23 protein-coding genes are annotated in these 22,152 nt (G+C 74.3%); 7 read left to right on the forward strand and 16 right to left on the reverse strand.

Annotated elements, in window-relative coordinates; translation table 11 throughout:
- Positions 1-182 precede the first annotated feature (182 nt).
- From ACWH4W_RS04695 to ACWH4W_RS04720, 6 genes are all read right to left on the reverse strand, one after another.
- A complete protein-coding gene (locus tag ACWH4W_RS04695; RefSeq protein WP_473074569.1) occupies positions 183-389 on the reverse strand; it encodes a hypothetical protein in 207 nt (68 codons plus the stop codon).
- Between the two features lie 121 nt (positions 390-510).
- Positions 511-978 (reverse strand): type II toxin-antitoxin system VapC family toxin, encoded by a 468-nt coding sequence (locus ACWH4W_RS04700; protein WP_473074570.1) that lies wholly within the window; start codon positions 976-978, stop codon positions 511-513.
- Positions 968-1,237, reverse strand: coding sequence for a type II toxin-antitoxin system Phd/YefM family antitoxin (locus ACWH4W_RS04705; protein WP_473074571.1), 270 nt, complete (start codon positions 1,235-1,237; stop codon positions 968-970). The genes ACWH4W_RS04700 and ACWH4W_RS04705 overlap by 11 nt, the downstream gene beginning before the upstream one ends.
- A gap of 59 nt (positions 1,238-1,296) precedes the next feature.
- Positions 1,297-2,295, reverse strand: a complete 999-nt coding sequence (gene gap / locus ACWH4W_RS04710; protein WP_473074572.1) for a type I glyceraldehyde-3-phosphate dehydrogenase — start codon at positions 2,293-2,295, stop codon at positions 1,297-1,299.
- Between the two features lie 113 nt (positions 2,296-2,408).
- The gene (locus ACWH4W_RS04715) at positions 2,409-3,365 is read right to left on the reverse strand and encodes a GlxA family transcriptional regulator (RefSeq protein WP_473074573.1); all 957 of its coding nucleotides are present in this window, start codon (positions 3,363-3,365) and stop codon (positions 2,409-2,411) included.
- A 182-nt stretch (positions 3,366-3,547) separates the two neighbouring features.
- Positions 3,548-3,970, reverse strand: coding sequence for a DUF2000 family protein (locus tag ACWH4W_RS04720; protein ID WP_473074574.1), 423 nt, complete (start codon positions 3,968-3,970; stop codon positions 3,548-3,550).
- A gap of 49 nt (positions 3,971-4,019) precedes the next feature.
- Between ACWH4W_RS04720 and ACWH4W_RS04725 the strand changes: the two genes are divergently transcribed.
- On the forward strand, positions 4,020-4,856 hold the full coding sequence (locus tag ACWH4W_RS04725) for a helix-turn-helix transcriptional regulator (protein ID WP_473074575.1): 837 nt from the start codon (positions 4,020-4,022) through the stop codon (positions 4,854-4,856).
- A gap of 101 nt (positions 4,857-4,957) precedes the next feature.
- Here ACWH4W_RS04725 and ACWH4W_RS04730 read toward each other — a convergent pair whose 3' ends face one another.
- From ACWH4W_RS04730 to mshA, 3 genes are all read right to left on the reverse strand, one after another.
- On the reverse strand, positions 4,958-5,767 hold the full coding sequence (locus ACWH4W_RS04730; RefSeq protein ID WP_473074576.1) for a hypothetical protein: 810 nt from the start codon (positions 5,765-5,767) through the stop codon (positions 4,958-4,960).
- 167 nt (positions 5,768-5,934) lie between these two features.
- Complete coding sequence (locus ACWH4W_RS04735) at positions 5,935-6,447, reverse strand: type III secretion system chaperone family protein (RefSeq protein ID WP_473074577.1); 513 nt, start codon at positions 6,445-6,447, stop codon at positions 5,935-5,937.
- Positions 6,440-7,777, reverse strand: a complete 1,338-nt coding sequence (mshA, locus tag ACWH4W_RS04740) for a D-inositol-3-phosphate glycosyltransferase (protein WP_473074578.1) — start codon at positions 7,775-7,777, stop codon at positions 6,440-6,442. Before mshA ends, ACWH4W_RS04735 begins: the two co-directional genes overlap by 8 nt.
- Before the next feature lie 220 nt (positions 7,778-7,997).
- Here mshA and ACWH4W_RS04745 point away from each other — a divergent pair, with 220 nt between their 5' ends.
- The 3 genes from ACWH4W_RS04745 to ACWH4W_RS04755 all read left to right on the forward strand — a co-directional run bounded on the left by ACWH4W_RS04745 (position 7,998) and on the right by ACWH4W_RS04755 (position 11,817).
- A complete protein-coding gene (locus ACWH4W_RS04745; protein ID WP_473074579.1) occupies positions 7,998-8,819 on the forward strand; it encodes a class I SAM-dependent methyltransferase in 822 nt (273 codons plus the stop codon).
- Positions 8,820-9,043: 224 nt separating this feature from the next.
- Positions 9,044-10,135, forward strand: a complete 1,092-nt coding sequence (locus tag ACWH4W_RS04750) for a C40 family peptidase (protein WP_473074580.1) — start codon at positions 9,044-9,046, stop codon at positions 10,133-10,135.
- Positions 10,136-10,479: 344 nt separating this feature from the next.
- Positions 10,480-11,817 carry a PP2C family protein-serine/threonine phosphatase gene (locus tag ACWH4W_RS04755; RefSeq protein WP_473074581.1) on the forward strand — a complete coding sequence of 446 codons (1,338 nt, stop codon included), beginning with the start codon at positions 10,480-10,482 and terminating at the stop codon, positions 11,815-11,817.
- 43 nt (positions 11,818-11,860) lie between these two features.
- On the opposite strand, the gene ACWH4W_RS04760 is transcribed toward ACWH4W_RS04755, so the two are convergent.
- The 3 genes from ACWH4W_RS04760 to ACWH4W_RS04770 all read right to left on the reverse strand — a co-directional run bounded on the left by ACWH4W_RS04760 (position 11,861) and on the right by ACWH4W_RS04770 (position 13,585).
- Positions 11,861-12,193, reverse strand: a complete 333-nt coding sequence (locus ACWH4W_RS04760; RefSeq protein WP_473077415.1) for a DUF2516 family protein — start codon at positions 12,191-12,193, stop codon at positions 11,861-11,863.
- Positions 12,194-12,392: 199 nt separating this feature from the next.
- Complete coding sequence (locus tag ACWH4W_RS04765; protein WP_473074582.1) at positions 12,393-13,016, reverse strand: hypothetical protein; 624 nt, start codon at positions 13,014-13,016, stop codon at positions 12,393-12,395.
- A gap of 77 nt (positions 13,017-13,093) precedes the next feature.
- Positions 13,094-13,585 carry a helix-turn-helix domain-containing protein gene (locus tag ACWH4W_RS04770; RefSeq protein WP_473074583.1) on the reverse strand — a complete coding sequence of 164 codons (492 nt, stop codon included), beginning with the start codon at positions 13,583-13,585 and terminating at the stop codon, positions 13,094-13,096.
- 154 nt (positions 13,586-13,739) lie between these two features.
- Here ACWH4W_RS04770 and ACWH4W_RS04775 point away from each other — a divergent pair, with 154 nt between their 5' ends.
- The 3 genes from ACWH4W_RS04775 to ACWH4W_RS04785 all read left to right on the forward strand — a co-directional run bounded on the left by ACWH4W_RS04775 (position 13,740) and on the right by ACWH4W_RS04785 (position 16,651).
- Positions 13,740-14,816 carry a MerR family transcriptional regulator gene (locus ACWH4W_RS04775; RefSeq protein WP_473074584.1) on the forward strand — a complete coding sequence of 359 codons (1,077 nt, stop codon included), beginning with the start codon at positions 13,740-13,742 and terminating at the stop codon, positions 14,814-14,816.
- Between the two features lie 80 nt (positions 14,817-14,896).
- Positions 14,897-15,763, forward strand: coding sequence for a GNAT family N-acetyltransferase (locus ACWH4W_RS04780; protein WP_473074585.1), 867 nt, complete (start codon positions 14,897-14,899; stop codon positions 15,761-15,763).
- 264 nt (positions 15,764-16,027) lie between these two features.
- Positions 16,028-16,651, forward strand: coding sequence for a DinB family protein (locus ACWH4W_RS04785; protein WP_473077416.1), 624 nt, complete (start codon positions 16,028-16,030; stop codon positions 16,649-16,651).
- Here ACWH4W_RS04785 and ACWH4W_RS04790 read toward each other — a convergent pair.
- The 4 genes from ACWH4W_RS04790 to ACWH4W_RS04805 form a co-directional block, all read right to left on the reverse strand.
- Positions 16,573-17,811: an aminotransferase class V-fold PLP-dependent enzyme gene (locus ACWH4W_RS04790; protein ID WP_473074586.1), complete on the reverse strand. Its 1,239-nt coding sequence runs from the start codon at positions 17,809-17,811 to the stop codon at positions 16,573-16,575. The two genes, ACWH4W_RS04785 and ACWH4W_RS04790, sit on opposite strands and share 79 nt — an antisense overlap.
- 642 nt (positions 17,812-18,453) lie before the next feature.
- Positions 18,454-20,493, reverse strand: a complete 2,040-nt coding sequence (locus ACWH4W_RS04795) for a HelD family protein (RefSeq protein ID WP_473074587.1) — start codon at positions 20,491-20,493, stop codon at positions 18,454-18,456.
- A 40-nt stretch (positions 20,494-20,533) separates the two neighbouring features.
- Entirely contained in the window at positions 20,534-21,145 is a 612-nt protein-coding gene (locus ACWH4W_RS04800) for a TetR family transcriptional regulator (protein ID WP_473074588.1), read from the reverse strand.
- A 9-nt stretch (positions 21,146-21,154) separates the two neighbouring features.
- Entirely contained in the window at positions 21,155-22,117 is a 963-nt protein-coding gene (locus tag ACWH4W_RS04805) for a phosphotransferase family protein (RefSeq protein WP_473077417.1), read from the reverse strand.
- Positions 22,118-22,152: the final 35 nt, after the last annotated feature.

Genomic DNA, 22,152 nt, shown 5'->3' on the forward strand with positions numbered 1-22,152 from the left:
TGAAGAGGAAAGAGGCCGCGCGTCCCCCTCACCCGGACGGGTGTTGGACGCTGCCGGGAACGCAGCGTATGGCATGTGACTGACCATCGGGGAACGGAACACCTCGCGGATCGCGCGCGGGCTCGGGTGGGGCGGTCGGGGGCAGCGGTTCGGCCACGGTGTCCGTTCGCACCGGACGCCGCTCAGGCGTTGTTCCGCCGGGCGCGGAGGTGGCGGGTGCCCAGGGCCGTGAGGGCGGCGAGGGTGATGAGGCCCGTGGTCAGGTTCACCACGAGGGGGGCCTGGGCGACGGACGCGACGAGGTTGGCCACACCGCCGACGGCCACGAGGGCCCAGAGGGTCGTGCGGGTGGCGGAGTCGTCGGACGCCTTGGGGTGGGTGGTCGTCATGGCGGTTTCTCCTGAGTCGAGTTCGCGGATCCGTTCCGTGGTCCCACGCTAGGAAGTGGAGGGCTCGGCATCGCGCCGGGAAGCACCCCTGTTCGTGGTACAGCAGGCTGTACCGTCCACCTCAGCGTTCGTGCGGAACCGTCGGACGGGTGACCGGTACGACGGTGAGGAGGTCGTCCAGCCCTTTGAAGTCGTCGGGGTGGGTGGTGAAGAGGGGCAGGTCCTCGGCCACCGCGATGGCGGCGATCACCAGGTCGGCGATCCGGCGGCGCGGCTTGCGGCCCGCGCTGATCACCGCCGCGCAGATGCGACCGTAGATGCGGGCGGCTCCGGCGCCGAAGGGGATGGGGTCGAACCCGTTCTCGGCGCGCTGGAGGACGTCCAGCCTGCGGGCGCGTTCGACGTGCTCCTCGTAGAGGCTCTGCTCGTCGTTGCGGCGGACCTCGTGCGGGCCGGCGGACAGCTCGGCCAGGGTGAGGGCGGTGATCGCCCTCTCGTCCGGCGGTTCCTCGGGGTCGGCCCAGCGCCGCAGGATCACGATGTCGGTGTCGAGGAGCCCCTGCCCGTACGTCGGGTGGTCAGCGCGCATAGAGGTCGTCCGGGTAGGTGTCCGCCGTGGCGTCCTGGTCGGCGCGGAAGGTGTCGATGTCGATGGCCGAAGCCGTCCTCGACATCGGGGCGAACTCCTGGCGGGAGACGAAGCGACGGCGCCGCCGCAGCGGGACGAGCTGACCGATCGGGTGGCCGTCACGAGTGACCGTGAACGACTGACCGCTCTGTATGGCGTCCATGATCTCCCGGGACCGGTTCCGCAAGTCCCGCTGGATGATTTCCGGCTGAGCGCTCATGCCCGCCACCGCGGCAAGGCGTGCCACCCGGTGCCACGCCTTGCCGCGGTGCCCGTTCGTCAGCCCCGCGCCAGCAGCTCCAGCGTGTCGATCACCCGGTTCGAGAAGCCCCACTCGTTGTCATACCAGGCGACCACCTTGATGTGGCGGCCGTCGACGCGGGTGAGGGCCGAGTCGAAGACGGACGACGCCGGGTTGCCGGTGATGTCCGAGGAGACCAGCGGGTCCTCCGAGTACTCCAGGACCCCGGCCAGCGGGCCCTCGGCCGCCGTGCGGTACGCGGCCAGCACCTCGTCGCGCGTCACGTCGCGGGAGACCGTCGTGTTGAGCTCGACGACGGAGCCCACCGGGACCGGCACGCGGATCGAGTCGCCCGACAGCTTGCCGTCGAGGTTCGGCAGCACCAGGCCGATCGCCTTCGCGGCGCCCGTCGTGGTCGGCACGATGTTCACGCCGGCGGCACGGGCGCGGCGCGGGTCGCGGTGGGGGCCGTCCTGGAGGTTCTGCTCCTGCGTGTAGGCGTGCACGGTCGTCATGAACCCGTGCTCGATGCCGGCCAGGTCGTCGAGGACGGCGGCCAGCGGCGCGAGCGCGTTGGTGGTGCAGGACGCGTTGGAGACGATCGTGTGCAGCTCCGGGTCGTACGCGTCGGTGTTCACGCCGTACGCCAGCGTCACGTCCGCGCCGTCCGAGGGCGCGCTGACCAGGACCTTCCGTGCGCCCGCGTCGAGGTGGGCGCGGGCGGCCCCGGCCGAGGTGAAGCGGCCGGTGGCCTCCAGCACGATGTCGACGCCCAGGTCGGCCCACGGCAGCCGCGCCGGCTCGCGCTCGGCCAGCACCTTGATCCGGCGGCCGTCGACGACGAGGGTGTCGCCGTCGATGCTCACCGGGCGCCCGAGGCGTCCCGCGGTGCTGTCGAAGGCAAGCAGCCGGGCGAGGGCGGCCGGCTCGGTCAGGTCGTTGACGGCGACGACCTCCAGGCCGGTGTCGCGCTCCAGCAGGGCGCGCAGCACATTGCGTCCGATGCGGCCGAATCCGTTGATGGCGATGCGAGTCATGAGTGGTGTCCCTTCCTCTCGCCACCCAGACTCGCGCGCCCATCACGCCGCTGACAGTGGCGGGATCGCCATGGTTCACAAGGATCCTGCCAGCGGCCCTCATACCCTGCTGATCACTCGCCGCGCGTGAACGTGCGCCGGTACTCGCTCGGCGTCGTGCCGAGGATCCGCTGAAAGTGCAGCCGCAGATTCGCGCCGGTACCGAGGCCGGTGTCGGCGGCGATCTGCTCGACGCTGCGCTGCGAGCGTTCCAGCAGCTCACGGGCCAGGTCGATGCGGGCCCGCATCACCCACTGCATCGGCGTGTACCCGGTCTCCTCGACGAACCGCCGGGAGAAGGTGCGGGGCGAGACCCCCGCCCGCCGCGCCAGCACCTCCAGCGTGAGGGGCTCGCCCAGCCGGTGCAGCGCCCACTCCCGCGTCGCGGCGAACCGCTCGCCCAGCGGCTCGGGCACGCTGCGCGGCACGTACTGCGCCTGGCCCCCGCTGCGGTACGGGGCCGCGACCAGCCGCCGGGCCGCGTGGTTGGACGCGGCCACCCCGAGGTCGCCGCGCAGGATGTGCAGGCACAGGTCGATCCCGGAGGCGGCGCCCGCCGAGGTGAGCACGCTGCCCTCGTCGACGAACAGCACGTTCTCGTCGACCCTGACGTGCGGGTACCGGGCCATGAGGGCGCGCGTGTAGTGCCAGTGCGTGGTGGCGCGCCGCCCGTCCAGCAGCCCCGTGGCGGCCAGCGCGAACGCGCCCGTCGAGATCGCGGCGAGCCGCGCACCCCGCTCGTGCGCGGCGATCAGCGCGTCGACGACGGCCGGCGGCGGGTCCTCACGGTCGGGGAAGCGGTACCCGGGCACGAAGACGATGTCGGCCCACTCCAGCGCGTCGAGCCCGTGCGAGACGGCGTACGCGAGACCGTCTCCGCCGGTCACCAGGCCGGGCGCCGCCCCGCACACCCGCACCTCGTACGGCATGCTCGCGCGGGTCGTGAAGACCTGCGCGGGGATCCCGACGTCGAGCGGCTTCGCGCCCTCGAGCACCAGGACGGCGACGCGATGCGGACGGGGTGCGGGCACGGAGGAAGCGTACGCGGACGCGCCGGGTCCGGTCCCCGCCCGGCCGCCGCCCCGTCCCGCCCACCCGTGCGCAGGGCGGGCGGGACGGGGCGGTGGGCCCGGAGTGCGCGGGCGGCTGCCGGAGCCGGCCGCCGTCGGCCGTCGGTCGTCGTGCGGTGTGCGGTGTGCCTCGCGCCCCGTCCTCACGGATGCATCCGCGCCCCCTTCAGCGCCTTGTCCACCGCGTTGCGCGGGCCGTGGACGGCGAGGCCGACCAGGTCGAGGTCGCTCGTGCGGACCGCGCGGACGGCCGCGCGGTTGGCCTCGTCGTGGCCGGTCGCGAAGAGGTCGGAGGTGAAGACCGCGCGCGGCAGGGCGCGGCTCAGGGCCCGATCGTGAGCCGCTTTCAGGACCTCCTTGGCGCCCTGGAGGACCAGCACCGGCTGGCGGAACATCGGCAGGTAGGGCATGCCGTCCGCGTCCTCGTAGGGCTGCCCGATCAGCTCGGGGACCTGCGTGCCCAGGCCGCTGACCAGGAACGCGGTGACGTTGAGGCACTGCCAGGGCTCCAGGTCCTCACGCAGCAGGACGGCGATCTTCGTGTCGAAACGGGTGCTCGTGCTCATGCCGTGAGACTGCCGCCCGGGGCCGTCCCCGGTCTTGTACGTTGTTTGCATGCCCGCCCCGGCAGCCCCGCCCCCGGAACCAGCGCCGGCAGCGCCGTCGGCGAGCGTCTCCGCCTGGCGGCCCTCCGTCCCCGGTGTCGTCGAGGTGTTCCACGCCCGGTTCACCGAGTACGCCTATCCGATGCACGTCCACGACGCCTGGACGCTGCTGATCGTCGACTCCGGCGCCGTGCGGTACGACCTGGACCGGCACGAGCACGGCACCCCGGACGACACCGTGACCCTGCTGCCACCGCACGTCCCGCACAACGGCGAGCCGGCCACGGCCGAGGGCTTCCGCAAGCGGGTGCTGTACCTGGACTCCAGCCGGCTGGGCGACGACCTCATCGGCGCCGCCGTCGACCGCCCCGACCTGCGCGATCCCCTGCTGCGCAGGCGCGTCGGCCAGGTGCACTCCGCGCTGGTGCGGCCCGGGGACGAACTGGAGGCGGAGAGCAGGCTGACGCTGGTCGGGGAGCGGCTGCGCGCGCATCTGCGGTCACGGGAGACGGCCGCGCCCCGCCCGGACCCCGTACTCGCCAGGTGGCTGCGGGAGTTGCTCGACGCGCGGGTGGCCGACGGGCTGACGCTGGCGGAGGCGGGCGCCGAGCTGTCCGCCCACCCCGCCCACCTGGTACGGGCGTTCAGCACCGCGTACGGCATCCCGCCGCACCAGTACCTGATGTCCAGGCGGGTCGGGCGGGCGCGGCGGCTGCTGCTGGAGGGGTGGCCGCCGAGCGACGTCGCGGCCGCCGCCGGGTTCTACGACCAGGCCCATCTCACCCGGCACTTCCGCCGGCTGGTGGGGGTCACGCCGGGGCGGTACCGGAGCGGTGAACGCCCCTGAGGAACCAGGCCGGGGGCCTGGACACGCGGACCACCGGTGACGGACCGCCCCGCCGTCCGGAGCCGACCGCGAGGTCCGGCCGGACGGCGGAGCGGTCGCGGTCACCTCACGTCGACGTGGTCAGCCGCCGACGTCGCGCCGCCCGTCGTGGCCGTCTGGCCGAACGTCCAGCGCCAGGAGCCGTCCGCGGTCGCCTTCACCGTGGTCTTCAAGGACCCGCTGGAGTTCGCCCGCACCGTCTTGACCGTCGTGTAGGCGGTGGCGCCCGCCTTGCGGAACTGGAGCCTGGCCGACACGTTGCCGTAGCCGGAGTAGGCGCGCTTCGCCCAGTCGGCGCGCGTCAGCTTGCCCGTGACGGTGAGCGTCTTGTTCTTGGCCACCGGCTCCGGGGAGGCGTTGACCGTGGCCCGGGCGGCCCGCTTGACCTGGAGGGTGCCCGAGCTGTTCAGGTACCCCCAGCTCGTGGTCCCGCCCTTCTTGTGCAGGAAGGTGACGAACGCCAGCTTCCACGTCGTGGCGTCCTTGGCCGAGTCGAGGCTCTCGCGGGGCCGGATGCGCAGCTCGCCCTCGCAGTTCGCGGCACGCGGGCCGTCCTCGTAGCAGCGGATCATGTCGTGCTGGATGAGCTGGCCGCCCGGGCCCTCGAAGGCCTTGGCCGCCGTGGTCCCGTGGTACATGAACGGGGTGGTCGTCGCGGTGCCGATGGTGTACCCGGCGGGCCAGGTCACCCGGTAACTGATCGTCGGGTACTTCGTCTCGGTCGTGCCCACGACCATGGGCCTGCCGTTGTTCACGACCACCTTCGACACTCTGATGCCGGTGTCGGCGGCCTGGGCGGGCTGAGCGGTCAGCGCCCCGAGGGCGATCGTTCCGCCGAGCACCGCCGCCAGGGCGGATCTGCCTGTGCGCATGCACGTCCTCTTATGCATGGGACCCCTGTGTCCAGGGCCCGGATCGCGGCAGGCTAACAGCCTGTCCTCGCGCGCCCGTTCGGACCCCCACCGGGGTGCGGCCGCCGGGCTCACCGGTCCGGCGGGCGAGGTGCGTGCCCGTGGCGGAGGACGCGGCCCTGGGGTGGTCAGTCGGCCGAGGGCCGCTGCAGCAGGTGGGTGAAGGCGTCCAGGTTGCGGGTGGACTCGCCGCGGGACACGCGCCAGGCGTACTCCTTGCGGATCGCGGAGGCGAAGCCCAGTTCCAGCAGGGTGTTGAAGCTGCCGTCGGCGGCCTCCAGGACCTGCCCGAGCAGGCGGTCGAGCTCCTTCGGGGTGACCGCGGGCAGCGGCAGGCGGCCGGTGACGTAGATGTCGCCGAGCGGGTCGACGGCGTAACTCACGCCGAACAGCTTGAGGTTGCGTTCCAGCAGCCAGCGGTGGACGCCGGCCTCGTTCTCGTCGGGGTGGCGGATGACGAAGGCGTTGAGGGAGAGGGTGTGCCGGCCGACGATCAGGGAGACCGTCGTGGACAGTTTCCGGGTGCCGGGCAGGGTCACCACGTAGGTGCCGGGGGCCGGGCTCTCCCACTCCAGTTCGGCGTCCTCCAGCACGTCCTCGACGACCTGGGCCGCCCGCCGCTCCGCTTCCGTGTCAGCCATGGTGGGAGCGTACGTGACGGCGGTGGGCCTGGGTCGCGGCCGTGTACACGTCGGCGGTGGCGGCGGCCGAGGTGTCCCAGCCGAACGACTGGGCGTGCCGGGCCGCGGCCTCGCCCATCCGGGCGGCGAGCTCCGGCCGGTCGGCGAGGTCCCGCAGCACGCGCGCGTAGGCGGCCGGGTCGTGGCCCTGGATCAGGAAGCCGGTCTCCCCGTCGCGCACGGCGACCGGGAGGCCGCCGACCGCGGCGGCGAGCACGGGGGTGCCGGAGGCCTGCGCCTCTATGGCGACCAGCCCGAACGACTCGCTGTACGACGGCATGACCAGCACGGACGCGGCGCGGAACCAGTCCGCGAGCTCCTCCTGCCCGACCGGCGGGTGGAAGTGGACCACGTCGGCGATGCCGAGCCGGGCGGCGAGCTTCTGCAGCCCTTCCGGCTTGGCGAGGCCGCTGCCGCTGGGGCCGCCGACCACGGGCACGCAGACGCGGGAGCGCAGCTCGGGGCGGTCGGCGAGCAGCACGGCCACCGCGCGCAGCAGCACGTCGGGGGCCTTGAGGGGCTGGATGCGGCCGGCGAAGAGCGGGATCAGCGCGTCCTGGGGCAGGCCCAGGCGGGCGCGGGCGGCGGCGCGGCCGTCGGCGGGGCGGAAGCGGCCGAGGTTCACGCCGGGGTGGACGACGGCGACCTTGCCGGGGTCGGCGGCGTAGTGGTGGACGAGTTCGCCGGCCTCCTCGGCGGTGTTGGCGATCAGCCGGTCGGCGGCGGAGACGATCTGGGTCTCGCCGATCACGCGGGCGGCGGGCTCGGGCGTGTCGCCGTCGGCGAGGTTGGCGTTCTTGACCTTGGCCATGGTGTGCATGGCGTGCACCAGGGGGACGCCCCAGCGCTGGGCGGCCAGCCAGCCGACGTGGCCGGAGAGCCAGTAGTGCGAGTGGACCAGGTCGTAGTGGCCGGGGCGGTGTCCGGCCCAGGCCTGCATCACCCCGTGGGTGAAGGCGCAGAGCTGGGCGGGCAGGTCCTCCTTGGCCAGTCCCTCGTAGGGGCCCGCGTCGACGTGCCGGACGAGCACGCCGGGGGCGAGCTCGACGACGGGCGGGAGGGCGGCCGTGGTGGCCCGGGTGAAGATCTCCACCTCGATGTCGATCGCGGCGAGGCGCTGGGCCAGCTCCACGATGTAGACGTTCATGCCGCCCGCGTCGCCGGTGCCCGGCTGGTGCAGCGGCGAGGTGTGCACGGAGAGCATCGCCACGCGGCGGGGCCTGCGGTGCAGCCGCAGCCGCGACGGGGTGGCGGGGGAGCGCCGCCCGAGCCTCGCGATGTAGTGGCTCACGTGGCGTTCCTCCTCGCTGCGAGCACGGCTGAGTGGGGGCGTACGGCCCTCGGCGGCGTCAACGTCGGAACGCCGCGTTCCCATTTCCGGGGGGCGCCGTCGAGGACGGTCTTTACCGAATCATTGCCTTGTCTAGCTCAACCGTTCGACCGGATGGAGCGTGGCCGTGGCGGCGCACGCGCCGCGAACCCGGGGCGGGTACCCCCGTACCCTCGTCCCCATGACACCGCGTCCCGCCTCCGCCCCCGTGGGCACGGTGACGCGCGGCACCACCCACCCGAACCGGCTGCGCCGCATGGACCGCTGGATCGCGGCCGCGCACGGCGCCGAGCTGCGCCGCGCCGCCGACCCCCTCGCCGTCGACCTCGGCTACGGCGCCGCGCCCTGGACCGCGCTCGAGCTGCTGCACCGGCTGCGCACCACGGCGCCCCGCACCCGGGTGGCGGGCGTGGAGATCGACCCGGCCCGGGTCGCCTCGGCGCGGCCGTACGAGCGGGAGGGGCTGGTGTTCCTGCGCGGCGGCTTCGAGATCCCGGTGCCGGGCAGCCCGGTCCTGGTCCGCGCGGCGAACGTGCTGCGCCAGTACGACGAGGGGGAGGTCGCCGGCGTGTGGCGGCGGCTGTGCGCGCGGCTCGCGCCGGCCGACCCGGCGTCCGGCTCGCGCGGCGGGCTGCTGGTCGAGGGGACCTGCGACGAGATCGGACGCCGGCACGTGTGGGTCGCGCTCGGCCCGGAGGGACCGCGCACGGTCACCTTCGCGACCCGGATCGGCTCCCTGGACCGCCCCTCCGACCTGGCGGAGCGCCTGCCCAAGGCGCTCATCCACCGCAACGTCCCCGGCGAGCCGGTGCACGCCTTCCTCCGCGACTTCGACCGCGCCTGGGCGGCCGCCGCGCCCTACGCCTCCTACGGCGCACGCCAGCGCTGGACCCGCGCCGTGCGGGACCTCACGGCCGACTGGCCGGTGACGGACGGCCCGGCGCGGTGGCGACAGGGGGAAGTCACCGTGCGGTGGGGGGCATTGGCGCCGCGGGGGTGGTGAAGCCGCCACGCCGCCGGGCTCCCGCGCCCCATCGGCCGGGAACGATGTCCCCGGCCGTTCGTCACACCGGCGGGACGACGGTCGCCCAGGGGCCGACGGGACGCAGGGGGCGTCGCCCCCACCCCCTGCTGTCGTTGTCCACACCCCCTGTCGCTTCGCGCTCCGGCATGGCAGCATCCCGGCAGGGACAAGTTACTGACGATTAACCAGGCGGGGGTGCACGCATGGGGGCAGGCAGGCGCAGAGTGCTGACGGCGGCCGTGACCGTGGTCTGCGCGGTCACCGTACTGGCCGCGCCCGGTACGGCGTTCGCGGCCCCCGCTCCCCCGCCGGACCCGGGCACGACCGCGAGCGTCACCGTGGTCACCGGCGACCAGGAGCTCGAGGCCGTCCGCAAGAAGCTCGAAAGCCTCTACCGCGCGGCCGCCAAGGCCACCGACGAGTACAACGCGGCCGAGGAGAAGGCCCGGCAGCAGACCGCGCAGGTCGTCCGGCTGGCGAAGCGGATCGTCGAGGGCCGGGAGAAGCTGGCCCACCTCAAGGACCGCGCGGGCGCCGCGGCCGCCGCGCAGTACCGCAGCGGCGGGCTGCCGCCCGAGGCGCACCTGGTGCTGAGCGACGACCCGCAGGACTTCCTGGACGGCGCCGACCGGGTCCGCCAGGGCCAGCACGCGGCCAAGGGCCTGATCGGGGAGCTGACCCGCACGCAGGAGGACCTGGAGCAGTACGCACAGGACGCGCGGGAGCAGATGCGGAAGCTGGAGGCGGGCCGCAAGGCCAAGGCCGCGGCGCAGCAGCGGATCGAGAGGCGGATCGAGGCAGCCGAGAAGCTGGAGGCCGAGCTCGAGGAGGAGGAGAAGGAGCGGCTGGCCCGGCTGGAGCGGCAGGCCGCCGCCCGCGCCCAGGCCGGCTGGCTGAGCTCCGGCGTCCTCGACGACGTCACCGCGAAGGCGACCGCGCAGGGCCGTGAGGCCGTGGCGTACGCCACGGCGCAGATCGGCAAGCCGTACCAGTGGGGCGCGGAGGGGCCGAACACGTTCGACTGCTCCGGACTCACCTCACAGGCCTGGCTGGCCGCGGGGAAGACCATCCCGCGCACCTCACAGATGCAGTGGCAGCAGCTGAAGCGCGTCGACGTCAAGGACATGCGGCCCGGCGACCTCATCATCTACTGGGCCGACGCCAGCCACGTCGGGATGTACGTGGGCGACGGGACGATGGTCCACGCGCCCCGTCCCGGACGGACGGTGACCCTCGCCGGGGCCGGTTCGATGCCGATCCTGGGCGTCGTACGGCCCGACCCCGCCGCGGAGTGACGCCCGGACCGTGCCGTCGCCGCGCCGTCGGGCCCCAACGGCCCGGTGACACGGGCCACGTGACCCACCGCACGTGGATCTCGCGGCCGACGCCCCGTGGACGTGACGTTCGTCATCCCCCACAGCGTCTCCGGCCTGTCCAACTGCGGTAGCAAACGCGGCATATGACAGCGGCCGTCGGCCGGGCGGCGCGGCTCACACCATTCCGCTGCGGCGCGGTCACCCGCTATCGTCCCCGTTCGAAGGGGCATCCCCGGTCCGCTCACGCCAGACGCACGCGGGGGACGGGGCCGAGATCCGTCGCCCCCGCCATGCCCTCGGGGGGAGGGAAGGAACCCGGAACCATGCCCGCACCCGTACCGCGGCAGAGAGCGATCCCGGCCGCGGAGGGTGGTCAGGGGCCGGCCGCCGCACCGGACGAGTCCGCACAGGAGTTGCCCGGGAACCGGACGGCGGCCCCCGCGGCCACCCCGTCCGACGCCGCACCGGCGAAGACCCAGACCACCACGCCCGCCCAGCTCACCCTGCTGCTCATCGAGAACGACCCGGGCGGCACGCCGATCGTGCCCGACCTGCTCGACCAGGCCGGGCGGCCGATGCGCGTCCGCACCGCCCGCAACCTCACCGAGGCCGAGCGGCTGCTGACCGACGACGTCCACTGCATCCTGCTGGACCTGGCGCTGCCCGCGCCCGGCCGGACGGACGACGGCGACGAGCTGGCCGTGCTCCGGCACGTCCTGGAGCTGGCGCCCCGGCACGCCGTCCTCGCCCTCACCGGCGCGGACGACACCGAGCGCGGCGCCGAGGCCGTACGGGTCGGCGCGCAGGACTACCTGGTCCGCGACGAGCTGGACGGCCGGCTGCTGAGCCGCGCCATCCGCTACGCGGTGGAGCGCAAGCGCTCCGACTCCGCGGAGCGGCGGCTCGCCGAGGGCCGGCTGCGCGCCCAGGAGAACCGCCGGCTGGAGCGCGGCCTGCTGCCGACGCCGCTGCTGGACGGCTCCCCGCTGCGGTTCGCCGCCCGCTACCGGCCCGGTCGCTCCCGCGCCCTGCTCGGCGGCGACTTCTACGACGTGGTCCGCACGCCCGACGGGACCGTGCACGCCATGATCGGCGACGTCTGCGGGCACGGCCCGGACGAGGCGGCGCTCGGCGTGGAGCTGCGCATCGCCTGGCGGGCGCTGACCCTGGCCGGGCTGTGCGGGGACCAGCTGCTGAGCACGCTGCAACAGGTGCTGGAGCACGAGCGCCCGGACGACGAGATCTTCGCGACGCTGTGCACGGTGGACATCGCCCCCGACGGCCGCCGGGCGGGCCTGTGCCTGGCCGGCCACCCGTCGCCGCTGCTGGCCGCCCCGGGCGTGCCCGCACGGCTGCTGCCGTACGACGACAACGGTCCGGCGCTCGGGCTGCTGCCGCGCGCCCGCTGGCCGCGGACGCAGGTGGAGCTGGGCGCCGAGTGGAGCCTGATGCTCTACACCGACGGCCTGATCGAGGGCCGGGTCGGCGACACCGGGGAGCGGCTCGGCCAGGACGGCATGGTGGAGATGATCCGCCGCCGGATCGCCGAGGGACTGAGCGGCGAGGCACTGCTGCGCACCGCCGTCAACGAGGTCCGGGACCTCAACGGCGGCGAACTGACGGACGACGTGGCGGTGCTGCTGCTGGACCGGACGCGCTGAGCGCCCTTCCGGGTCCTCCCGGGCGCCCCGGGAGGCCTTCCGCTCAGCGTCCGCCGTTGTACGGGCCGTAGGGGCCGTCGCTGCTGGAGCCCCTGCGGCTCCGGCCGCCGCCGGACAGACCGCGCAGCGCCGGACGCACGTCGACCATGTACACGATCGTCGCGATCAGGCCGATGATCGGCAGGAACGACAGGATGTTGAAGATCAGATTCACCACGAAGGCGAGAGCCAGGATGATCAGCCAGAACGGCTTGGTCTTCTTGTCCGCCGCGCGGTAGGCGTCCTCACGGCGCGTGGCGGCGTCGATCAGCGCGAAGCCGCTGAACAGGATCAGAGCCATGCTCAACAGCCACAAGAAATTAGCGAAGCCCTGCATCAGCACTACGTCCACCACCCGTGATCGGCTCGTCCACCGCGCCGTCGTCGTCCTTGTCGCGCCGCCGGCGGGCGCCACGTCGTCTTCCCGCCGTCACCGTACCCGCATCCACCGGCCGGATACCCGGTGAACGGGCCGGGCACCGCACACGTGCCCGGCCCGTGCCGTTCCGTCCCGCTTCAGCGGGGTCCCGCGCCGCTCACTTCGCGGGCGGCGTCGTCTTCTTCGCCGTGGCCTTGCGGGCCGCCGGGGCCTTCTTCGCGGCGGGCTTCCCCGGCTCCGTGGCCGCGGCGGGCTCCTCCCGCTCCGCCCCGGCCGGCTTCTCCCCGGTCCCGGCCCCGGCCGGGGCGGTCGCGGGCTTCGGACCGGCCGGCGGCTCGACGGCCACGGCGATCTCCTCGATGCCCTCGGCGGCCTCGCCGCGCCAGGTCTTCACGGCCTGCTCGCCCTGCTCGGCGAGCTTCTCGTAGGCCTCGCGGGCCTTGACCGCGTACTCGGCGGCGACGCCCACGCTGCGCAGCGCGAGGTCCTGGGCGGTCTCGCCGAGCTTCTTCAGGTCGGTGTCGATCGACCCGAACAGCTCGTTGGCCTTGGTCTGCAGGGTCTCCTGCGTCTCCCGGACCCGGACGGTCACCCGCTCCTGGACGTCCTTGGGGTCGGTGTTGCGCACGGCCTCGATGCGGGCCGGGGCCTCGGTGCGCAGCTGCTCCACCAGGGCCGGCACCTTCTTGGCCTGCTGCAGCGCCAGGTCGGCGGTGCCGGCGGCGAAGTAGAGCGGCTTGGGGTCGCTGAGGGTCTTGCGCAGGTCGTCGGTGATGGCCATGGTGAGGGTCCTCCCGGATGTCGTTTCGGCTGAGGTTCTGTGGGGGGCCGCGGCGGGCGGCCGGCGCCCTGGCCGGCTCAGCCGGCCGTCCGCCGCGGACCGCCGTCGTCGTCGCCGGCCTCGCGGCCGGGGCGCTCGGCGGGTCTGCCGTCCTCGCTGGTGGAGGTCTCCGCACCCGGCCCGGGCCCGGCGGGATCCGCCCCGCCGTCCTCGCCGCCCCCGAATCCGTTCTCCTTGCGGAAGGATTCGTAGATCTGGAGGAGCACCTGCTTCTGGCGCTCGTTCAGCGTGGGATCGGCGAGGATCACGGCGCGCGTCTCGACCTCGTCCCGGTCGCGCTCGGCGTCGAGGATCCCGGCACGGACGTACAGCGTCTCGGCGGAGATGCGCAGCGCCTTGGCGACCTGCTGGAGCACCTCCGCGCTGGGCTTGCGCAGCCCGCGCTCGATCTGGCTCAGGTACGGATTGGACACCCCGGCGGCGTCGGCGAGCTGCCGCAGCGACAGCTGCGCGTTGCGCCGCTGCTCGCGCAGATACTCACCGAGACCGCCGACGTTCAGGGATGCCATGTCTCCCACCATGACGCACTGCGCTAACAATTGCAAGCAACCTGCTTGCAAGAGTGCGCTCGCGCGCGGCGCGGCCCGCTGTTGACCTTCACCCCGGGGGAGCGCCCAGCATCGGTGGGGCCGGGCGACGGGCCCGGCACGAGGAGGGACGTGCATGGAGCTGCTGACCATCGGGGCGTTCGCGAAGGCGTCCCGGCTGTCGCCCAAGGCGCTGCGGCTGTACGACGAGCTCGGTCTGCTGACTCCCGCCCGCGTCGACCCGGACACCGGCTACCGCCGTTACGCGCCCGCGCAGCTCGAGCAGGCCCGGCTGATCGCCTGGCTCCGGCGGCTGGGCATGCCGCTCGCCCGCATCCAGCGGGTCTGCGCCCTGGAGGCGGGCGAGGCGGCCGGGGAGATCCGCGCGTTCTGGGCCCGGGTCGAGGCCGACACCGCCGCACGGCGCGACCTGGCCTCCTTCCTCGTCGACCACCTGTCCGGGAAGGACCCCGCCATGTCCCCCGCCACCGCACCCCTCGCGCTGCGTCACGCCGCCCTGTCCGACACCGGACGGGTCCGCGCGAGCAACCAGGACACCGCCTACGCGGGGTCCCGCCTGCTCGCCGTCGCCGACGGCTACGGCAGCGGAGGCGCCCCCGCGAGCGCGGCCGCCGTCGACGCGCTCAGGAGCCTGGAGACGGAAGCCCTCCCCGCGGGCGGCCTGCTCAACGCCCTGGAGGACGCCCTCGGCCGCGCCGAACAGGCCGTGCACGGCGCCTCCGGCCCCGGTGACGCCGGCCCCGACGCGGGCACCACGCTCACCGCGATGCTGTGGACCGGCTCGCAGCTCGCCCTCGTCCACATCGGCGACTCCCGCGCCCATCTCCTGCGCGACGGGGAGCTGTTCCAGATCACCCACGACCACACGGTGACGCAGTCACTGATCGACGAGGGGCGCCTCACCCCCGAGGAGGCCGCCTCGCATCCCCAACGGTCACTGCTGCTGCGCGCCCTGGGCCGGGGCGCCGACTCCACACCCGACCTGCGCCTGCACGACGCCCGCGCCGGCGACCGCTACCTGCTCTGCTCCGACGGCCTGTCCACGGTCGTCCCCGCCGAGGACGTCCTCCGGGTGCTCACCGGCGCCCCCGCCCCCGAGGCGGCGGTCCGCGAACTCGTCGCCCTCGCCCGCGAGTCGGGCGCCCCCGACAACGTGAGCTGCGTCGTCGCGGACGTGGTGGCGCAGGCGTAGGCGCCACCGTCGTCCGCCGTGTTCGCCGGGGCCGGTGCGGGCCCCTGCCCGTACCGGTCCCGTGTCCGGCACGATGAGGCATGCTTCCGGACCACTGGCGCCTCACCACCGACGTCGAGGACTTCCTGACCCGAGCCGGAGACTTCCTCCGTTCGCGGCCCGCCCTGCACACCACACCGCTGACGGACATCGAGAAGCTGCGCCTCCCCGACGCGGGTCCCTCCGTCCTCGGCCGGCTGGAGACGGAGGGCACGGTCCGCGCGGTCTGCTACCTCACTCCGCGCGGCCGGCTCGGCCTCACCCCGCTGACCGCCGGCGGCGCCGGCGCCCTCGCCGCCCGCCTGGCCGCCCTCGGCCACTCCCCCGCCCAGGTCATCGCCGACCAGGACACGGCCGCCGCCTTCGCCACCGCCTGGCAGCGGCACACCGGCGCGGAGCCGGCCCCGTTCTGGCGCACCCACCTCTACCGTCTCGGCACGCTCACCCCGCCCCGGCCCCGTCCGGAGGGCCGGGCCCACGTCGCGGGGGCGGCGGACCGCGACCTCGTGGTGCGCTGGTGCCGGGAGTTCTGCGTCGAGGTCGGGGAGCAGCGGTCCATCGACCTGATCGACGCCGGCGCCTGGACCGCGTCCCGGTTCGGCGACCGGCACTTCACGTTCTGGCAGACCCCGGACGGCACCCCCGTCTCCCTGGCGGCCGTCACCTCGGTGGTCGGCGGCATGGTCCGCGTCGACCCCGTCTTCACCCCGGCCCGCTTCCGGGGCCACGGCTACGCGGGCGCCGTGACGACCGAGGTGAGCCGGGCCGCGCTGCACACCGGCGCGACGGACGTCGTCCTCTACGCGGACCCGGGCAACCCCACGAGCAACGCCCTGTACCGGCGCCTCGGTTACGTCCGCCTCGCCGACTGCGCCGGGTACCGGTTCTCCGGCGGGGACCCGGCGTGAGGTGAGCGGGAAACCCGGTGGCCTCCGCGGCCGGCCGGCGGCCGGACTCCCCGGGTGACGTCGCCGCACGACCACGAGATCGCCGTGGACGAGAGCCTCGTCCGGACGCTGCTGCGGGCGCAGTGCCCGCACTGGGCCGGCCTGCCCCTGCGGCCCGCGGGCGCGGGCACGGAACACACCCTGTACCGGCTGGGTGACGGCCTCCTCGTCCGCCTCCCGCGGACGACGGGCGCCCCGGCCGACACACTCGACACACTGCACCCCATGACGCTCACCGACACCGCCAGGACCGATCTGCGCCGCTACCTCCAGGAGGCCCGTGACGCGCTGCTGTGGAAGCTGGAAGGGCTGTCCGAGTACGACGTCCGGCGGCCGCTGACGCCGACCGGTACCAATCTGCTCGGGCTGGTGAAGCATGCCGCCGGGGTCGAACTCGGTTACCTGGGGGACACGTTCGGGCGGCCGTCCGGGGAGCCGCTGCCCTGGCTCGCGGAGGGCGCGGAGGTCAACGGGGACATGTGGGCGACGCCCGACGAGACGCGGGCCGGCGTCGTCGGCCTGTACCGGCGGGCCTGGGCGCACGCCGACGCGACCATCGGGACGCTCCCGCTGGACACGGTGGGCACGGTGCCGTGGTGGCCCGAGGACCGGAACGAGCTGACCCTGCACCACGCCGTGGTCCGCGTCGTCGCCGACACCAGCCGGCACGCGGGCCACGCCGACATCCTGCGCGAGCAACTGGACGGCGCGACGGGCGAGCGGCCGGGCGCCACCAGTCTGCCGTCGGCGGACCCGGCCTGGTGGGCGGCCTACCGCGACCGGCTGGAGCGGGCGGCGCGCGCCCACGCGCCGAGCACGGGCACGCAGCGCTCGGCGAAGTACTCGTAGTCCTCGCCGGTGTTGTAGACGTGCGCGGACAGCCGTACGTAGCCGGTGCCGCCGAAGGCGGTGAACGCGGCCTCGACGCCCAGCTCCGCGGCCACCCGGTCGCGCAGGGCGTCCGCGGCGACCCGGTTGTCGGCCAGCCCGTCCGGCAGCCGCACCAGCCGCATGCCGGGCACCGGCATCCCGACGTCCACGCGGGCGTCCTCGCCGGTCAGCCCGGTGACGGCGGCGGCCACGACCCGCTCGCCGTACCCGGCCAGCTCGTCCATGTAGCGGCGGGCCCGGTCCCAGCCCCAGGTGGTGCCGACGAAGTCCAGCGCGGTCCGCGCGGCGAGGGGGCCGGTGGCGTCGAGCGTGCCCTGCTGGTCGAACCGGTCCGGGTACGGGTCGGGCGCGCCCCAGGAGTCGATCAGCGGGTGCAGGCCGTCCCGCAGCGGGCCGCGGGCGACCAGGGCGGCGGTACCGCGCGGGGCACAGGCCCACTTGTGGAGGTTGCCCGTCCAGAAGTCGCAGGTCAGCCCGGCGAGGGGCGCGGCGAGCAGGCCGGGCGCGTGGGCGCCGTCGACGAGCAGCGGCACGCCGCGCCGGGCCGCCTCCGCGCCGATCCGCTCCACGGGGAGCCGGCGGGCGGTCGCGGAGGTGATCTGGTCGACGACCAGGAGACCGGTGGCGTCACTGACCTCCGCCATGACCGCCTCGTACGCCTGCTCCTCGTCCGCGTCCAGCGGCACCCGGGCGGTGCGCACCCGGCCGCCCCAGCGGCGGGCGAGGCGTTCGGCGCCCATGGTGACGGCGCCGTAGCCGTGGTCGGTGACGACGATCTCGCCGCCGGCCCGCTGCTCGAGGCCGGCGTGGACGACGCTCGCCCCGGCGCTGGCGTTGGGCACCAGGGCGAGGTCGTCCGCGTCGGCGCCGAGGAACGCGGCGAGTCCGGCGCGGGCCGCCGCGATCCGCCCCGGCAGCCCGGGGAACCACACCACCGGCGCCCGCTCCATCTCCGCCCGCAGCGCGTTCTGCCGCTCCTGGGCGACCAGCGGGACGGCGCCGAAGGAGCCGTGGTTGAGGTGGCGCAGGGCGGGATCCAGCGTCCACGCGTCCACCGCCGGCCGGCCGTCGGCCAGCAGCAGGGGGCGGGGCGCGGTGCTGACGTCGGTCTCGCTCACATGACTCCCATCCGCGAGGGACATCGGACCCTCGGGAGACCCGAGGGGCAAGACATTGGGTGATCAGGGATGCTGGCATGGCGTTTTCGGTCACAACAAGGTGTGTGAGCGACTGGGGATCAGATGACCCCGAGCTGTTTCACCGAGTACATCTGATCTCCCGGCCGCTACGGTCCGCTCGGGCGGGGATCGGCGGATGCGGCCCGTCCGGGGAGGCACTGGATGCCGGCAGCCGACGAGGCTTTCCACGGCCTGCTCCACAAGGCGGCCCGGCGCCGGGGGTCGGGCTCCGCCCGAGGCGGACCTCTGCGAAGAACCTGGCGTCTCGCGGGTCTCGTTGCGCGAGGCGGTGCGGGTGCCGGCGGCGCTGGGAGTGATCGAGCCGCGCCACGAATCGGGCCCGTACGTCCCGCAGCTCCGCCCCCAGGGCCTGATCGATAGCCTGCCCCTGACGTCGCAACTCCCGTTCTCGCCAGGCCTTTCGGATGTCTGCGAAATCCGGGGTGTTCCGGAGGCCACGTGGCGGTGAAGGCGGCGGCCCGGGCGCGGCGGAGGCACATGTCGCGCGGGCTGAGAGGTGGTTGCGGGCGTTGATGCCGCCGGTGGAGGACGAGGCGCGGGCTGAGCGGCCGAGGGCCCGTGTCAGAACGGCAGGGGCCGCGCCCGCACCACCTCCAGGCGGGACACCGCCCGGGTCAGCACCACGTACAGCCGGTGCAGTCCGCGCTCCTCGGCCTCGGCGATCGCGGCCGGCTCCACCGCCACCACGTGGTCGTACTCCAGACCCTTGACGACGCTCGCCGGTACCACGCTGACACGCTCCTCCAGTGTCTCCGGCCCTGCGGCCTCGACCTCCGCCTCCGCCAACGCCCGCCGCAGCACGGGCACATCGGCGTCCGCCGCCACGACGCCGACGGATCCCTCCCGCTCCAGGGCCTCCCGTACGGCAGCCACAACCGCGTCCGGCACCTCCGCGGGGCCCGCGACGACCCGGTTGCGCACCTCGCCGTCCGGGCGCAGGGAGCGGGCCGCCGGAACGTTCACGTCCAACCGCCGCAGCAGCCGGTTGGTCAGCTCCACCACCGCCTGCGGCACCCGGAAACCGGTGGTGAGCGGTGTGACGGCCGCACCGGGGCGACCCAGGTGGCGCAGTTGCTCGGGCCAGGAGCGCGCCGCCCAGGGAGTCGTGCCCTGCGCCAGGTCGCCCAGCACGGTGAGCGACCCGAAGGCGGCCCGGCGGGCGATGGCCCGGCACTCCATCGGGGACAGATCCTGTGCCTCGTCGACCACGACGTGTCCGTATCCCTCGGGGTGTTCGATCAGTCCGGCCACCTCGTCGAGCAGCAGCAGATCGGCGGCCGACCAGACCGCCGACCGCCACGACCGTGGCGGGCGTGCCCACAGCAGGGCGCACTGCTCCTCCGCGTCCAGAATCCCGTCGGCCGCACGCCCCAACGGGGCGGTGTCCGACAGCAGTTCCGCCACCACCTGCTCCGGCCGCACGTCCGGCCAGACGGCGTCCACGTACGCCGACACCGGCCGCGCCCGCTCGAGCCGGCGCACCCAGGCGGCGCCGCGCAGACCGCTGCGCCGCTCGGCCTGCTCCCGTACCGCCCGCACGATGCGGGCCCGCACCCGCTCCCGCCCCACGGCGTACGGCGGGGCCTCGTCCAGCACGCCGGCGACGATCCGCGCCAGCGCGTCCCCGTCGACCCGCCACCGGTAGGAGCCGTCGGGCACGGCCAGCGAGTCCTCATGGCCGGTGCGCACCCGCGCGTACAGCGCTCGACGCAGCACCTCCGCCATGCGGGTGTCGTGCTTGACGAGGGCGGTCCGCTCGTCGTCCTCACCGGTCACCGGGTGCCGGGCGATCTCCTCGGCGAGGGTCGACTGCCGTACGCCGGTCTCGCCGAGGGAGGGCAGGACCTCGGCGATGTAGGTGAGGAAGGTCCGGTTCGGTCCGAGGACGAGGAGTCCGTCACGCCGCATGCGCCGCGGGTGCGTGTAGAGCAGGTAGGCCGCCCGGTGCAGGCCGACGGCGGTCTTGCCGGTGCCGGGAGCGCCCTGCACGCACACGGTGCGGCCCAGATCGCCGCGTACGAGGTCGTCCTGCTCGGGCTGGATGGTGGCGGCGATGTCCCGCATCGGGCCGACGCGCGGCCGTTCGATCTCCCGGGCGACGATTCCGCTGACCCGGTCCTCGCCCCGCTCCAGGTGCTCGTCCTCCAGGCCGGTCAGGTCGCCGGAGTCGCCCTTGCCGCCGGGCGCCCAGCCGAATCGCCGGCGCACGACCACGCCCTGCGGGTCGCGGGCGGACGCCTGGTAGAAGGTGCGGGCCACCGGCGCCCGCCAGTCGACGACGAGGGGTGGGGCGGCCGGGTGTTCGGTGATCCGCAGCCGCCCGATGTGGTAGCTCTGCCCGGCGTGGTCGGGCTCGCCCCGGCCGAAGTCCAGGCGCCCGAAGAACAGCGGGCCGGGCGGCAGTTCGCGGAGCTCCTTGGCCCGGCTGCGCAGACGGTACCCGAGGACCTCGGCGTCGGCGCCGGACGCGGAGACGTCCTCGCCGGTGATCACTTGCTCGTCGGCGCCTCCGGTCATGGCGGCGAGGGCCTCACGGCAGCGGTCGTGGTGGGCGCGTTCCTGGTCGAGGGCGTGCTGCGGTACGGGAGCGTCAGGCGTCATTCACCCGAGCGTATCAAGAAACATGACTGAGTAACGTTTTTTACTCGGTTTTCAATGTGGGCAGGCTCCGCACCAGCACCCCGAACGCCCGCTCCGCCGCGGCCACCGCGTCCTCGCGCACGTCGTCGAGGCGCCCGCCCGCCGCGATCCGCCGCCAGTTCTCCTGCGCGAGGATCCGCCGTACGGCGATGATCTGCCCGGCGGCCAGCCGGGCGTCGAGCCCGCCCCCGAGCGCTTCGGCCAGCGCCTCCTCGCTCCGCTCCAGCAGCCCGTACAGCCGGGCGACCAGAGAGGGTGTGCCGTACAGCAGCGTGTGAAAGGCGAGCACCTCGGGATCGTCGTTGAGCCCGGTGACGGGATCGCACCGCTCCAGCCCCTCCAGGAAGTGGCGCCGCAGCGCTTCGAGGGCCGTCGGCCCCTCCCTCACGATCCGCGCGGGCTCCTCCTCGTGGTCCGCGATCCGGTACAGGACGAGGTCCTCCTTCGCGGGGAAGTACCGGAAGAGCGTGGGCTTGGAGATCTCGGCCGCGGCGGCCACCTCCGCCACGGACACCGCGTCGAACCCCCGCTCCAGGAACATCCGGATCGCGATGTCCGACACCGTCCGGTACATCCGCCGCTTCTTGCGCTCCCGCAGGCCGATCTCGCTCATGCGGCGAGCCTACGCACCGCCAGGGACGTGCCGGCCTCGGACCAGGACGCGGGCGAGGTACGGATCGGCCGCGGCCCGGACCGGCAGGCCGAGGGCCCCGGTGGCGACCGCCAGGGTCACCGCGTACGAGGCGACCGCGCGGCGGACGTTGGGGGCGTCGAGGCTCGCTCCGGTGACGATGCGGTCGAGGTCGACGTAGGCGGAGCGGACGGCCTCCAGCCGCCGGTACACCTGCCGGTCCTTCCGCCAGTCGCGCGTGTACGCGGCCGGAAGGGTGCGTTCCCAGCGGCGGAACATGCGGTCCCGGATCTCCGGGCGGGTCGGTGTGAGGTGCATGTGCCGGACCAGGTCGTACACGGGGTCCCCGATCAGCGCCATCTCCCAGTCGATGATGGCCAGTCCGCCGCCCCGGCGGACCAGGTTCCACGGGTTGAGGTCGCCGTGCAGCAGGGAGGGCTCCCGGTTGCCGACTTCCTGCCGGGACAGGATCTGGCGCAGCCGCCCGGCGTCCGGGAGCCCCAGTCGCCGGGCGAGCCGCTGCGTCCTCCCGGGCAGTCCGTCCACGAGGCGGACCAGCTCGTCCTTGAGCCAGCGGTGGAAACCCGGCTCGCCCGCCGTCGGATCGAGCTGCCCGTAGTCCACCCGGGTCAGGGCGCAGAGCTGGTCCACCAGCCCGTCCGCCTCGTGCGGCAGCAGGCCGTGCACGGGGTGGTCCGGGGGGCGGTCGACGTCCTCCGGGCCCAGGTGGGTGTGGATGGCGAAGGGGTCGTCCGGGTACGTCTCGCCGAGCGCCAGGACCCTGGGCGCGTGCACGGCGGCACCCGCCCGCTCGATGCCGCGCAGCACGGCGTGCTCGCTGAGGAAGTGCGGCTCCCGCCGGGCGACGTCGGGCAGCCTGCGCCGTACGACGACGGGGTGACGGACTCCCGGGACGCGCACGACGGTGTTGAGGTGGGCCGTGCCCTTGAACACCCGGCCGGCCGGTGCCGCGCCCTCCGCCGACGGGG

It is taken from the genome of Streptomyces sp. DSM 120436, assembly GCF_055778765.1.

Bases quoted from the DNA above. Each gene is read 5' to 3' on its own strand.
- ACWH4W_RS04695 (WP_473074569.1), bottom strand. From the start codon at position 389: ATGACGACCACCCACCCCAAGGCGTCCGACGACTCCGCCACCCGCACG.
- ACWH4W_RS04700 (WP_473074570.1), bottom strand. From the start codon at position 978: ATGCGCGCTGACCACCCGACGTACGGGCAGGGGCTCCTCGACACCGAC.
- ACWH4W_RS04705 (WP_473074571.1), bottom strand. From the start codon at position 1,237: ATGAGCGCTCAGCCGGAAATCATCCAGCGGGACTTGCGGAACCGGTCC.
- gap (WP_473074572.1), bottom strand. From the start codon at position 2,295: ATGACTCGCATCGCCATCAACGGATTCGGCCGCATCGGACGCAATGTG.
- ACWH4W_RS04720 (WP_473074574.1), bottom strand. From the start codon at position 3,970: ATGAGCACGAGCACCCGTTTCGACACGAAGATCGCCGTCCTGCTGCGT.
- ACWH4W_RS04725 (WP_473074575.1), top strand. From the start codon at position 4,020: ATGCCCGCCCCGGCAGCCCCGCCCCCGGAACCAGCGCCGGCAGCGCCG.
- ACWH4W_RS04730 (WP_473074576.1), bottom strand. From the start codon at position 5,767: ATGCGCACAGGCAGATCCGCCCTGGCGGCGGTGCTCGGCGGAACGATC.
- ACWH4W_RS04735 (WP_473074577.1), bottom strand. From the start codon at position 6,447: ATGGCTGACACGGAAGCGGAGCGGCGGGCGGCCCAGGTCGTCGAGGAC.
- ACWH4W_RS04745 (WP_473074579.1), top strand. From the start codon at position 7,998: ATGACACCGCGTCCCGCCTCCGCCCCCGTGGGCACGGTGACGCGCGGC.
- ACWH4W_RS04750 (WP_473074580.1), top strand. From the start codon at position 9,044: ATGGGGGCAGGCAGGCGCAGAGTGCTGACGGCGGCCGTGACCGTGGTC.
- ACWH4W_RS04755 (WP_473074581.1), top strand. From the start codon at position 10,480: ATGCCCGCACCCGTACCGCGGCAGAGAGCGATCCCGGCCGCGGAGGGT.
- ACWH4W_RS04760 (WP_473077415.1), bottom strand. From the start codon at position 12,193: ATGCAGGGCTTCGCTAATTTCTTGTGGCTGTTGAGCATGGCTCTGATC.
- ACWH4W_RS04765 (WP_473074582.1), bottom strand. From the start codon at position 13,016: ATGGCCATCACCGACGACCTGCGCAAGACCCTCAGCGACCCCAAGCCG.
- ACWH4W_RS04770 (WP_473074583.1), bottom strand. From the start codon at position 13,585: ATGGCATCCCTGAACGTCGGCGGTCTCGGTGAGTATCTGCGCGAGCAG.
- ACWH4W_RS04775 (WP_473074584.1), top strand. From the start codon at position 13,740: ATGGAGCTGCTGACCATCGGGGCGTTCGCGAAGGCGTCCCGGCTGTCG.
- ACWH4W_RS04780 (WP_473074585.1), top strand. From the start codon at position 14,897: ATGCTTCCGGACCACTGGCGCCTCACCACCGACGTCGAGGACTTCCTG.
- ACWH4W_RS04785 (WP_473077416.1), top strand. From the start codon at position 16,028: ATGACGCTCACCGACACCGCCAGGACCGATCTGCGCCGCTACCTCCAG.
- ACWH4W_RS04795 (WP_473074587.1), bottom strand. From the start codon at position 20,493: ATGACGCCTGACGCTCCCGTACCGCAGCACGCCCTCGACCAGGAACGC.
- ACWH4W_RS04800 (WP_473074588.1), bottom strand. From the start codon at position 21,145: ATGAGCGAGATCGGCCTGCGGGAGCGCAAGAAGCGGCGGATGTACCGG.